Consider the following 12,475-nt stretch of genomic DNA (forward strand, 5'->3'; position numbering starts at 1 on the left):
GGGTTGATCTGCGAGATGCCGGGAGTGTCGGGCGGCGCTCCCTCCGTGTTGGTTTCACGTCCTGAATCTTAACCAATACGAGAAAACCTTCATGAAGAAATTAATCGAACTCCGCCAGCAAAAAACCGCCCTGAAAAACCAGATGCGATCCCTGCTGGAAAAAGCCGACAGTGAAAACCGCAGCCTGAACGATGACGAGGGCAAACAGTTTGATGAACTGCGTGCAAAAGCCGATTCCCTCGACACAGAAATTTCCCGTCTTGAAGCTGTTGCGGATGAAGAACGTAACCAGCCAGGTGTTTCCGTCGAAGAGAAAATCACCAAAGACGAACTGCGCTCTTACATTCTGACCGGGGAAACCCGCAACCTGTCCGGCAGTGTCCCGGCTGATGGTGGTTATACGGTTATCCCGGAACTGAACAGAGAAATTATGCGTCAGCTTTCTGATGAATCGGTGATGCGTAAAATCTGTACCGTTAAAACCATTCACAGCAATGAATTTAAGCAACTGGTTTCTGCCGGGGGTGCGGTCGTTGAACACGGCGAAGAAGGTGCGGCACGTAACCAGACGGCAACACCAAAACTGAATGAAGTCAGTATCCGCCTGTATCCGATCTACGCTTACCCGAAAACCACTCAGGAAATTATCGATTTTTCCGAAGTCGATATTATGGGCTGGTTATCTTCTGAAATTGGCGACACTTTCGTTGATACCGAAGAAATGGATCTGGTTTCTGGTGATGGCGAGAAAAAAGCTAAAGGTTTCCTGGCTTTTCCGCGCACTGCGGATAACGACAAAACCCGTCCTTTCGGTACGCTCCAGACGAAAAAAGTTACTGGCAGTCTCAGCGCCGACATGCTGATTGACCTGAAATTTACGCTGCGCAATAAGTACCGCAAAAAAGCTGTATGGGTGATGAACTCAAATACAGCCGCCTCCGCACAAAAACTGAAAAATGCCACTGGTGATTACATCTGGCGCGATCGTTTACAGGCTGGTGATCCTGATTCTCTGCTGGGGCTTCCGGTTGAATATCTGGAATTTATGCCGGACGGTGTGATTGCAGTAGGTGACTTTAAGCGCGGTTATTTCATCGTTGACCATGAAACCGGTACGCGTACCCGTCCGGATTTCAGCGAACCCGGATTCATTAACATCTATACCCAGAAATATCTGGGCGGTGGTGTGGTGGATTCGAACGCCATCAAGATTCTGGAAATTCAGGCTGGCAAGTAATGAGCAAAGGGGGCTTCGGCCTCCTTTTTCAGCTTTATGGAGTACACCGATGAAAAATACCGATTTTGAAATCCGTACATCTGAACTGACCGCCAGTGATAAAAAACTGGTGGGTTATGCCGTTCGCTGGAACAGCCTTTCAGAAATTATCTGGGACGAATTCCGCGAACAGTTTACGCCGGGGGCTTTTGCTGACTATCTGGCGGCGGGTAATGATGTGCGCTGCCTGTATGAGCATGACTATACCCGACTGCTGGGGCGCACCAAATCCGGAACACTGGTACTGACTGAGGACAACACCGGGCTACGTTTTGAACTGACACCGCCTGATACCCAGCTTGGAAAAGATGTGCTTACGCTGGTGGAGCGTGGCGACATTACAGGAATGAGCTTTGGCTTTCGCGCATTATGCGAAGAATGGAATATCGCGCAAAAACCGTATCTGCGCACTGTTACCGCCGCAGAACTTCGTGAAATCACGATAACGTCAATGCCTGCTTATCCCGAATCTGGCGTGGAGATTGCCCGCCGTTCGTTGTTTGCACAGCACCCTGAATTACGCCCGACAGGAAATAATCGTCATCGCTGGGCTGAACTGGCGGGGTTGTGATATGTGGTGGCCTTTTAGTCGTAAAAAAAGCGATCTGCGTAACCTGTCCATTGATGATTTTCTGGCGCTGTCCGGCGTACCGAATACCGGATCCGGAGAATATGTTTCTGCCGGGACGGCTGAATCATTGCCTGCTGTGATGAACGCGGTTTCTGTCATCGCTGAGGCGGTGGCCACGATGCCGTGTTATCTGTATCTGGTACGTAATGACAAGGGCAGGGAGGCGCGGGAATGGCTGGACAGTCACCCGGTCGATATTCTGCTGAATGAGCAGCCTAATTCGTGCCAGACACCTTACCAGTTTAAACGCACAATGATGCGTCACTGCCTGCTGAACGGTAACGCCTATGCGGTTATTGAGTGGGGGCGGGACGGTCAGCCAAAATCACTTCATCCTTATGCGCCGGGTTGTGTTGTACCGGAACGCACTGGCGCACACAAATACCGCTATACCATCACCGAACCCTATACAGGAACGGTGCGCACGTATTTACAGGAAGAAGTCCTGCATCTCCGCTATGCCTCGGATGATGGCTTTCTGGGACGTTCCCCCGTCACGATTTGCCGTGAGGCGCTGGGGCTTGGCCTTGCTCAACAGCGTCACGGAGCCAGCATTATGAAAGATGGCATGATGGCGGCAGGGGTTATTACGTCAGGCGAATGGCTGGACGGCGTGAAAGGTAAACAGGCATTAGACGCCCTGGAACGCTACAAGGGGGCGAAAAATGCCGGAAAAACGCCAATCCTTGAAGGGGGCATGGATTACAAGCAACTGGGGATGAGTAACCAGGATGCGGAATGGCTGGCCTCCCGTCGCTTCTCCATTGAAGACATCGCCCGGATGTTCAACGTATCGCCTATTTTTCTGCAGGAATACAGCAACAGCACCTACAGCAATTTCAGCGAGGCAAGCCGCGCGTTTCTGACCATGACAATGCGCCCATGGCTGGCGAACTTCGAACAGCAAATTAAGGCCGCTTTGCTGGTGGCTTCTCCCGTACCTGGTACCCGTTATCTGGTTGAGTTTGATTCAGCCGATTTATTACGCGCCACCCCTACCGAACGTTACGCCACGTATGAGAAAGGGATTAAGAACGGGATCATGAATCCGAACGAAGCCCGCGAACGTGAGGGGATGCCGCCGCGTGAAGGTGGCGACGAATTCAGCCAGGCATGGAAGCAGACGGTGGAAATTAAAGGTGAAAAAGATGAGTGAAGAAAAAATTACACCTGATGAGGTCAGGGCACATCTTCGCCTTGATAACTTCTACGATGAAGGCGAACTTCTGAAAATGTATACCGATGCGGCGCTGGAAGCCTGCCAGAAGCATATCGGGAAACGTTTTGAAGACGGGCTGGAATTTACCCCGGCAATACGTGTTGGTTGCCTGATGTACATTGCTTTCCTGTACGAGAACAGGGAAGCGGTTTCACCTGTGGAGCAGTCTGAACTGCCTATGGCTATTTCTGCGCTCTGGTCGGTTTATCGTGATGTAGGGGTGTACTGATGCCGTGGCAACCATTAAGGCGATGCACTGAGCCGGGCTGTAATAAGCGCGTGAAGTCCGGCAAGTGCGAAGATCACAGGCGGGCTGCATGGCGTGCAGAGGATGCCAGACGGGGACACCGCCGCGCGCGCGGGTATTCCCGACAGTGGGACAAATACCGCGCCCTGTACCTGAGCAAAAACCCGTTATGCGTGCGTTGTCTGGCTAAGGGGATTTATACGCCAGCTCTTGTGGTGGATCACATCATTCCCATCAATGGCGGCGGTGATGTTCTCTTCTGGCCTGAGTGGAATCACCAGGCATTGTGCCAGACGTGCCACAACCGTAAGACGACACGGGAAGATCCAGCCACGAAAGCGAACCGTAAGGCGGGCATGTATCGCGAGCAGGAAGAACGGGCGGCACATCGTAACGACTGGATGTATGGCGATGATGACTGAACAGGAGCAAAACAGGCTGATACGTGGACTGATAAGGCAGCGTGACACATGGAAGGCACAGGAGACAGGGCACAAAGCCAACAGGACAGGGCGCACAGAACGCACCACAGCGAAGCGATTAACCGACCGTGACCGCGAGGTCATGGAATGTTTTCGCAATCGCTGGTGAGGCCGTCAGAGGGGGTGGGGGAGGTTTTCAGGACAAAACCGTCCCTGCCGGACACCGACCGCCTCCTCAAATTTTTGTGCACGGAAATTTTTTTGAAAATAATTGGGCGAAAAAAGAACATGGCAAGACCACCAAAAGCCCCCGCTTACCTGGATGAAATCGCGGTCAGGCAGTGGAAGGAAAAATCGCGCCAGCTTTCCGGGCGGGAAGACCTTACCCCCGCCGACTGGAGCAATCTGGAACTGTATTGCGTTAACTACTCCATATACCGCAAAGCCGTCGAAGACCTTGCGACGCGCGGCTTCAGCATTGTTAACAGTCAGGGCAGCGAGAGCAGAAACCCCGCCCTGAGCGCAAAGGCTGACGCGGAAAGAATAATGATCAAAATGGCTTCTTTGCTGGGTTTTGACCCGGTAAGCCGCCGCAGAAATCCACCGGAAACAGAGGAAGAGGACGAGCTTGACCGCCTGGCATGAGTACGCAGAAGGCGTAAAAAACGGCAAAATTACGGCCTGTAAACGACTGAAACAGGCCGTTAAACGGTATTTTTCTGACCTTGAAAACCCCCTTTACACGTTCGATCCGGAGGTCGTGGAGCGGTTTATTGCCTTTTCTAGGGTGTGTCCGCACGTAAAAGGCGCAATGCGCGGTAGCCCCATTGAGCTGGAGCCGTGGCAGCAGTTCGCCTTTGCCTGCATCCTGGGCTTTAAGGTTAAGGCCACCGGACGGCGCAAATACACCAGCGCATTCATTGAAGTACCGCGAAAAAATGCCAAATCCACGGTCGCCGCTATCCTGGCTAACTGGTTTCTGGTTATGGAACACGGGCAGCAGGATATTTACACCGCCGCCGTGAGTCGTGATCAGGCGCGGATCGTGTTTGATGATGCGCGTCAGATGTGCCTTTTATCCCGACCGTTACGAAAGCGGGTAAATATTCAGGCGCACAAGGTGATACACCCGAAAACCAACAGCCTGTTAAAGCCACTGGCAGCAAAAGCGGCAACCATTGAGGGGACAAACCCGAGTCTTGCCATTGTGGATGAATATCACCTGCACCCTGACAACGGGGTTTATTCCGCGCTTGAACTGGGAATGGGGGCGCGTCCGGAGGGGTTATTATTTGCCATCACCACATCGGGGAGCAACGTTGTTTCAGCCTGTAAACAACACTACGACTATTGCTGCCAGATACTGGATGGTGAAGAGGTGAACGAATCCATGTTCGTGCTGATTTACGAGCTGGATGATGAAAGCGAGGTTGACGATCCGGCGATGTGGATAAAGGCGAATCCCAATATCGATGTTTCCGTCGATCGTGAAAAACTGGCCTCAACCATCCAGAAAGCGCGGGGTATTCCGTCGCAGTGGGTGGAAATGCTCACCAAGCGATTCAATATCTGGTGTCAGGGGGCTACGCCGTGGATGGGTAACGGTGCATGGGCGGAGTGCGCCGGAACGTTCGCGGAGGCGGATTTATACGGGCAGGAGTGCTACGCGGGGCTGGACTTATCATCAACCAGCGATATTTCCAGCGTGTGCTATGCCTTTCCGGTCGGTAAAAAGATTATGCTGGTTTCCCGTCACTATCTGCCGGAATTTCAGCTACAGAACCCCGCCAATAAAAACCGCGCCATCTATCGCCAGTGGGTAAAGGCGGGCTGGATACGCACAACACCGGGTGACTGCATTGATTATGACCGTATCCGTGATGACATCATGGCGGATGCAGAGAATTTCAATATCAGGCTGGTGGGCTTCGATACATGGAACGCCACGCACCTGAGGACGCAGCTACAGGGGGCAGGATTTGAGGTGGAGCCGTTCCCGCAAACATACCTTCGTTTCAGTCCGGCGGCGAAATCGTTCGAAGTTTTTGTTAACCGGAAGGTGATTGTTCATCGTGGTGATCCGGTGCTGGCCTGGTCAATGAGTAATGTTGTGATGCAGAGTGACGCGAACGCCAATATCAAGCCGAACAAGAAAAAATCATCCAACAAGATAGACCCGAGCGTTGCGGCGCTGATGGCGTTTGGCACATTCCAGGCAGAGCATGAGGAATTTGCATTCGATATGAGCGACAGCCACAAAGAGCGGCTTGCGGCGTTTGATGGTGTGTAACGGAATGGATGAGAGAGGACAATGCTCATTTAATGGAATAAATTTTCAGTATTACCGGTACCCACTTTCAGGGATGTTTTTGCGGGTTATTTGAGGGGGAGGTGCGGGTTATTTTGAATGTCTTGCGGGTTACATTCTGGCTGATATTTAAATACGTTGTTTTTTAACGCATTGATATTAAAGAGTAAAAAATACTTAGCACGCGAAGATAACCCGCTAACCCGCATAACCCGCGCTGTTTTGTATATATATACGAAAAATTGCATTCAGGGGGGGATCGAAATTTCTACTGCCTCTTATCTCTTTGAGTGCTCACCTCGTCAGATTGTTACACACAAGAAATAAAAAATGCTTCGCGATGGTAGGTCGAATCACTGTATCAAAAAACGGTGTGTATCAGCATTAAAACAATACAGATACGTGTATTGCGCTGTGTATTGCTTGATGATTTATAAAGACTGTTTTTTCATGTTAAACGATTGATATACAGGTGATTTTAAAAAACTTGAAATATTCTCACGAAACACATGAATGTGTGGGTCACTGCCGAATCTGCCTGGATGGACATGATTAAGTGGGAGAAGTGCGAATACATTGCTCCACAGCATGAGCTGAAAACATATCCCATGTGGGTCGGCGTCGACCTTGCTCATAAGATTGATATCTGTGCGGCGGCAAAACTCTGGCGAACCGATAACGGACATGTTCATGCCGATTTTAAATTCTGGCTTCCGGAAGGACGGCTGGAACGATGCTCGCGGCAGCAGGCAGAACTTTACCGGAAGTGGGCAGAGATGGGGAAGCTCATCCTGACGGATGGTGATGTTATCGATCATGCTCAGATAAAAAGTGACTTACTGGAATGGATTGGCGGTGAAAACCTCAGGGAACTGGGATTTGACCCGTGGAGCGCAATGCAGTTCAGTCTGGCGCTGGCTGAAGAAGGGATACCGCTGGTGGAAGTTCCGCAGACGGTCCGCAATCTGTCAGAGGCTATGAAGGAAACGGAATCACTGGTTTATGCCGGACGTTTCCACCACAGTAATCATCCGGTTATGAACTGGATGATGTCTAACGTTACGGTAAAACCGGACAAAAACGACAATATCTTCCCGAATAAATCCACGCCGGAAGCCAAAATCGACGGCCCTGTTGCGATGTTTACAGCAATGAGCCGGATGCTGGTCAATGGCGGTGAACCGGAGCCGGATCTGTCTGAACATCTGGTCAGCGTGGGTATCCGTTCGCTTTAACCGAGGGCATTATGTTTCTGATAATTCTCACGCCACTGGTGGGCGTGCTGGGGGCGCTTTTGCTGTCGTATGGCGCATGGCTGATTTATCCCCCGGCAGGTTTTGTTGTTGCAGGGGCGCTGTGCCTGTTCTGGTCGTGGCTGGTTGCGCGTTATCTCGATCGCGGTCAGCGGGTCGCCTCCGGAGGTGAGTAATGTTTTTCCAGGGGCTTTTTCAGCGCAAAAATAACACTCCCGTTACAACACCCGGGATGCTTGCGGAAGAGCTGGGATTGTCATACGACACCTATACCGGAAAGCGGATCAGTAGTCAGCGGGCCATGCGGCTGACGGCGGTGTATTCCTGCGTCAGGGTGCTGGCGGAGTCTGTTGGTATGCTGCCCTGCAGCCTCTACAAAATCACCGGCACCCTTAAAACACGGGCGGTGGATGAACGACTGCATAAGCTGGTTTCAGCCAAACCCAATGGCTACATGACGCCGCAGGAATTCTGGGAGCTGGTTATCGTCTGCCTGTGTCTGCGGGGTAATTTTTACGCTTACAAGGTGAAGGCGCTGGGGGAAGTTGTGGAGCTTCTTCCGATAGATCCGGGTTGTGTGGAACCGAAGCTGAACAGCCAGTGGCAGCCGGTTTATCAGGTGACGTTTCCGGATGGTTCCGTGGATGTGTTGACTCAGGATGAAATCTGGCATGTGCGTACTCTGACGCTGGACGGACTGGTCGGGCTGAATCCCATTGCGTATGCGCGTGAGGCCATTTCACTGGCAGCGGCAACTGAGGAGCACGGCGCCAGGTTGTTTGGTAACGGTGCTGTGACATCCGGTGTGTTGCGTACGGAACAAAAGCTCACGCCGGATGCTTATGAGCGCATGAAGAGGGATTTTGAGGAGCGTCATCTTGGGCTGGGTAATGCGCACCGTCCGATGATTCTGGAAATGGGGCTGGACTGGAAGCCGGTGGCACTGAATGCCGAGGACAGTCAGTTCCTGGAAACCCGCAAGTTTCAGCTGGAAGAAATCTGTCGTCTTTTCCGCGTGCCACTGCATATGGTGCAGAACACTGACCGCGCCACCTTCAACAATATTGAAGAGCTGGGGCTTGGTTTTATTAACTATTCCCTTGTGCCGTATCTGACCCGTATTGAACAGCGGATCAATACAGGGCTGGTCAGGGAGAGTAAAAAGGGAAAATTTTACGCCAAATTTAATGCCGGAGCGTTGTTGCGTGGTGACATGAAATCCCGCTTTGAAGCGTATGCCACGGGGATTAACTGGGGGATTTATTCCCCTAATGACTGCCGTGATCTGGAAGATATGAACCCTCGCCCGGGCGGTGATGTGTATCTGACGCCGATGAACATGACCACCAGACCCTCTGCTGGCGATGACAACGGTAAGAAAAAGGAGAGTGGAGATGCAGACAAAACAGCGTCTTGATATACCGCTGAACCTGAAATCCGTCAGTGATTCCGGGGAGTTTGAAGGTTACGGCTCTGTTTTTGGTATTAAGGACAGCCACGATGATGTGGTGGTCCCCGGTGCTTTTACCGAAACACTTCAGAAATGGAGTGAAAAAAAGGCGCTGCCTGCGTTGCTCTGGCAGCACCGCATGGATGAGCCCATCGGTGTGTACACCGAAATGAAAGAAGATGATGTCGGGCTTTATGTCAGGGGGCGATTACTCGTTGATGATGATCCCCTGGCAAAACGTGCACATGCTCATATGAAGGCCGGTTCTTTAACCGGCCTTTCTATTGGCTACATCCTGAAAGACTGGGAGTACGACCGTGAAAAAGGGGTATTCCTGCTGAAAGAGATCGACCTGTGGGAGGTCAGTCTGGTGACGTTTCCTTCCAATGATGAGGCTCGCATCAGCGATGTGAAAAATGCGCTGGCGCGTGGGGAGATCCCTGATCAGAAAATTATTGAGCGGGTCCTGCGCGATGTTGGACTTTCGCGAACCCAGGCCAAAGCATTCATGGCCGGGGGATATGGCGCTTTATCCCTGCGTGATGCTGAGGATGTGGATGCCGCACTGAATGCACTGAAAAATCTTAAATTTTAACCAGGAGAAAAATAATGGCTGATGTTAAAGATGTGGAACAGGTCGCGCAGGAGTTGCAGCGGAAGTTTGACGATTTTAAGGAAAAAAACGACAAACGTATCGACGCGATCGAGCAGGAAAAGGGAAAACTTGCTGGTGAAGTGGAAACCCTCAACGGAAAACTGGCTGAACTGGAAAATCTGAAAAGCGATCTTGAAGCTGAACTGGCTGAAGTCAAGCGTCCGGCAGGCGGCACGCAAAATAAAGTTGCCGGTGAACATAAAGAAGCGTTTATCGGATTTATGCGCAAGGGGCGTGAAGACGGGCTGCGTGAGCTTGAGCGTAAGGCGCTTCAGGTAGGTAATGATGAAGATGGTGGTTATGCCATTCCGGAAGAACTGGATCGCACCATTCTGACGCTGCTGAAAGATGAGGTGGTGATGCGCCAGGAAGCCACTGTGATCACCCTCGGTGGCTCGGATTATAAAAAACTGGTGAATCTGGGCGGCACAACGTCCGGATGGGTGGGGGAAACGGATGCACGTCCGGAAACCGCCACCTCAAAACTGGGGCTGATTGAACCCTTTATGGGGGAAATCTACGGCAACCCGCAGGCTACCCAGAAAATGCTCGATGATGCTTTCTTCAATGTGGAAGACTGGATCAACAGTGAGCTGGCGCTGGAATTTGCCGAACAGGAAGAAATTGCCTTTACCAGTGGCGACGGCAGCAAAAAACCAAAAGGTTTTCTGGCTTATGAGTCCACCGATGAAGATGACAAGACCCGTGCGTTTGGCAAACTTCAGCACATTGCTTCCGGCGCGGCTTCTGGCGTGACCGCTGATGCGATCATTAAACTGATTTACACCCTGCGTAAGGCGCACCGCAGCGGCGCGAAGTTCATGATGAACAACAGCAGCCTGTTTGCCATTCGTCTGCTGAAGGATAACGACGGAAATTATCTGTGGCGTCCGGGTATTGAGCTGGGTCAGCCTTCTTCTCTGGCAGGGTATGGCATCGTTGAGAATGAACAGATGCCGGATATTGCTGCCGATGCAAAAGCCATTGCGTTTGGTAACTTCAAACGTGGCTATACCATCGTTGATCGCATCGGTACCCGTATCCTGCGCGATCCGTACACCAATAAACCGTTTGTGGGTTTTTATACCACCAAGCGAACCGGCGGTATGCTGGTGGATTCTCAGGCGATTAAGCTGATGAAAATTGGGGCTGCAACCCGCCAGAAAGCCGCTGCGTAATGCGGTTTTTTTTGTGCCCGCGTAATGGCGGGCACAGGAGGAAAATATGCTCCTGAAAGAAGAGGAGATTAAATCTCATCTCCGGCTCGATGATGGTTTGTACAGTGACGGCGATTTTCTGAAACTGCTGGCACAGGCGGTACAGAAAAGAACAGAGACATACCTGAACAGGAAGTTGTATGCACCGGAAGAGACGATTCCGGAAGACGATCCTGACGGGATGCATCTGACTGATGATGTTCGTCTGGCAATGCTGATGCTGGTCAGTCATTTTTATGAAAATCGCTCAACGATCACCGATGTGGAGAAGCTGGAAACGCCAATGAGTTTCAGATGGCTTGCTGGCCCTTACAGGATTGTCCCGCTATGAAAATCAGGCAAAGTCAGACCAGTGCCACTTACCTTTTACCGGATCCCGGAGAGCTGAATCGCCGAATAAAGATCCGCCTTCGGGTGGATGAACCCACCGCTGATTTTGGTACGGAGCCGACATATACGGAGTCGTTTGATGTCTGGGCAAAGGTGGCTCAGCCAGGCGCTGCCGCTTATCAGGGCTCAGTGCAGACAGAAAATATCGTTACGCATTATTTTACGATCCGTTTCCGTCACGACATCACGGCAGATCATGAGGTGGTTTATTACGGTCAGGAGTACCGGATCCGGCGAATACGCGACCTGAACGGTCAGCGGCGTTTTTTATTGCTGGAATGTGAAGAACTGCGTACAGCGCGACGACGGGGTGAATGCCATGAATCAGACAGCATTTTTACACGTCGACTTTAAACAACCAAAGGAGCTGGAGTTTAATCGCGCCCGTCTGCGTCGGGCATTTGTGCAGATCGGGCGCGTCTATATGCGCGACGCAAGACGTCTGGTGATTAAACGCGGACGATCCGGTCCGGGAGAGAACCCGGGATATCAGACCGGGCGTCTGGCCCGCTCCATCGGTTATTACGTTCCCAAAAAAACGACGCGTCGCCCCGGACTGATGGTGAAAATTTCTCCTAACCAGAAAAACGGGCAGGGGAATCGCCGTTTCCCTGAAGGCGCACCCTATTATCCGGCATTTCTGTATTACGGCGTTCGCCATTCAGCTTATGGAATGGATAAAAAGGATAAGCGGCAGAAGAAGCACCATTCTTCGGCTTTCCGACTGGCCCCGCGTAATAACTTTATGGCTGACGTTATTGAGCGGCGGCGTCACTGGACGCAGGAACTGTTGTCCCGTGAGCTGCAGCGTTCGTTACGTCCGGTAAAAAGGAAGCATAAATGAAGTTGACAACGATAATTGCGGCGCTGCGTGAGCGATGCCCGCGTTTTGAGAATCGCGTTGGTGGCGCGGCGCAGTTTAAGGCGATCCCTGATGCCGGAAAACTGCGACTGCCTGCTGCCTATGTTGTCCCCTCTGACGATGCGCCGGGGGAACAAAAATCACAGACCGATTACTGGCAGGATTTGACAGAAGGCTTCTCCGTTATTGTTGTGCTCAGCAATGAGCGTGATGAAAAAGGGCAGTGGGCAGCCTATGACGCCGTTCATGATGTCCGGAGAGAACTCTGGAAAGCCCTGCTTGGATGGATGCCGGATCCGCAGGGGGGCGAGATTGTTTATGCCGGTGGCACCCTGCTGGATCTGAACCGTTACGAACTGTATTACCAGTTTGATTTTACGGCGAAGTATGAAATCGCGGAAGAAGACACGCGACAGGCAGAGGACGTGAATGCCCTGCCGGATTTATCCCTGCTGAGTATTGATGTGGATTACATCGATCCTGGTACTGGCCCGGATGGTGACATTGAGCACCATCTGGAAATGCGTTTCCCTCAGAAATAAGAG

The 12,475-nt window shown here is 51.7% G+C and carries 16 protein-coding genes and 1 pseudogene; all 17 read left to right on the forward strand.

Annotated elements, in window-relative coordinates; genetic code table 11:
- The first annotated feature begins 91 nt into the window (after window positions 1-91).
- The 17 genes and pseudogenes from FFT88_RS04360 (at window position 92) to FFT88_RS04445 (ending at window position 12,472) form a co-directional block, all read left to right on the forward strand.
- On the forward strand, window positions 92-1,237 hold the full coding sequence (locus FFT88_RS04360; RefSeq protein WP_135404239.1) for a phage major capsid protein: 1,146 nt from the start codon (window positions 92-94) through the stop codon (window positions 1,235-1,237).
- A 49-nt stretch (window positions 1,238-1,286) separates the two neighbouring features.
- The gene (locus FFT88_RS04365; RefSeq protein WP_039022196.1) at window positions 1,287-1,847 is read left to right on the forward strand and encodes an HK97 family phage prohead protease; all 561 of its coding nucleotides are present in this window, start codon (window positions 1,287-1,289) and stop codon (window positions 1,845-1,847) included.
- Between the two features lies 1 nt (window position 1,848).
- A complete protein-coding gene (locus FFT88_RS04370; RefSeq protein ID WP_167851604.1) occupies window positions 1,849-3,063 on the forward strand; it encodes a phage portal protein in 1,215 nt (404 codons plus the stop codon).
- Window positions 3,056-3,355, forward strand: coding sequence for a head-tail connector protein (locus FFT88_RS04375; RefSeq protein WP_135404240.1), 300 nt, complete (start codon window positions 3,056-3,058; stop codon window positions 3,353-3,355). The genes FFT88_RS04370 and FFT88_RS04375 overlap by 8 nt, the downstream gene beginning before the upstream one ends.
- Window positions 3,355-3,795 carry an HNH endonuclease gene (locus tag FFT88_RS04380; protein WP_001145895.1) on the forward strand — a complete coding sequence of 147 codons (441 nt, stop codon included), beginning with the start codon at window positions 3,355-3,357 and terminating at the stop codon, window positions 3,793-3,795. Before FFT88_RS04375 ends, FFT88_RS04380 begins: the two co-directional genes overlap by 1 nt.
- A complete protein-coding gene (locus FFT88_RS04385) occupies window positions 3,779-3,964 on the forward strand; it encodes a hypothetical protein (protein ID WP_001251185.1) in 186 nt (61 codons plus the stop codon). Before FFT88_RS04380 ends, FFT88_RS04385 begins: the two co-directional genes overlap by 17 nt.
- A 119-nt stretch (window positions 3,965-4,083) precedes the next feature.
- Window positions 4,084-4,440 carry a phage terminase small subunit P27 family gene (locus tag FFT88_RS04390; RefSeq protein ID WP_001353110.1) on the forward strand — a complete coding sequence of 119 codons (357 nt, stop codon included), beginning with the start codon at window positions 4,084-4,086 and terminating at the stop codon, window positions 4,438-4,440.
- Entirely contained in the window at window positions 4,424-6,085 is a 1,662-nt protein-coding gene (locus tag FFT88_RS04395) for a terminase large subunit (protein WP_077151005.1), read from the forward strand. Before FFT88_RS04390 ends, FFT88_RS04395 begins: the two co-directional genes overlap by 17 nt.
- Before the next feature lie 518 nt (window positions 6,086-6,603).
- A pseudogene (locus FFT88_RS04405) lies at window positions 6,604-7,338 on the forward strand (terminase TerL endonuclease subunit); the annotation flags it as partial.
- An 11-nt stretch (window positions 7,339-7,349) separates the two neighbouring features.
- A complete protein-coding gene (locus tag FFT88_RS04410; RefSeq protein ID WP_135404242.1) occupies window positions 7,350-7,532 on the forward strand; it encodes a hypothetical protein in 183 nt (60 codons plus the stop codon).
- Window positions 7,532-8,773, forward strand: coding sequence for a phage portal protein (locus FFT88_RS04415; protein WP_135404243.1), 1,242 nt, complete (start codon window positions 7,532-7,534; stop codon window positions 8,771-8,773). Before FFT88_RS04410 ends, FFT88_RS04415 begins: the two co-directional genes overlap by 1 nt.
- On the forward strand, window positions 8,751-9,401 hold the full coding sequence (locus tag FFT88_RS04420) for an HK97 family phage prohead protease (protein ID WP_135404244.1): 651 nt from the start codon (window positions 8,751-8,753) through the stop codon (window positions 9,399-9,401). Before FFT88_RS04415 ends, FFT88_RS04420 begins: the two co-directional genes overlap by 23 nt.
- An 11-nt stretch (window positions 9,402-9,412) precedes the next feature.
- Window positions 9,413-10,639, forward strand: a complete 1,227-nt coding sequence (locus FFT88_RS04425) for a phage major capsid protein (RefSeq protein ID WP_115431039.1) — start codon at window positions 9,413-9,415, stop codon at window positions 10,637-10,639.
- 46 nt (window positions 10,640-10,685) lie between these two features.
- The gene (locus FFT88_RS04430; protein WP_000924706.1) at window positions 10,686-11,009 is read left to right on the forward strand and encodes a head-tail connector protein; all 324 of its coding nucleotides are present in this window, start codon (window positions 10,686-10,688) and stop codon (window positions 11,007-11,009) included.
- On the forward strand, window positions 11,006-11,422 hold the full coding sequence (locus FFT88_RS04435) for a phage head closure protein (RefSeq protein WP_000702447.1): 417 nt from the start codon (window positions 11,006-11,008) through the stop codon (window positions 11,420-11,422). The genes FFT88_RS04430 and FFT88_RS04435 overlap by 4 nt, the downstream gene beginning before the upstream one ends.
- Entirely contained in the window at window positions 11,388-11,912 is a 525-nt protein-coding gene (locus FFT88_RS04440) for a hypothetical protein (RefSeq protein WP_001076770.1), read from the forward strand. The genes FFT88_RS04435 and FFT88_RS04440 overlap by 35 nt, the downstream gene beginning before the upstream one ends.
- Window positions 11,909-12,472: a hypothetical protein gene (locus FFT88_RS04445; protein ID WP_053272702.1), complete on the forward strand. Its 564-nt coding sequence runs from the start codon at window positions 11,909-11,911 to the stop codon at window positions 12,470-12,472. Before FFT88_RS04440 ends, FFT88_RS04445 begins: the two co-directional genes overlap by 4 nt.
- The last annotated feature ends 3 nt before the right edge of the window (window positions 12,473-12,475 follow it).

The organism is Escherichia sp. E4930 (assembly GCF_005845405.1).
In the GTDB taxonomy this organism is placed as follows: Bacteria; Pseudomonadota; Gammaproteobacteria; order Enterobacterales; family Enterobacteriaceae; genus Escherichia.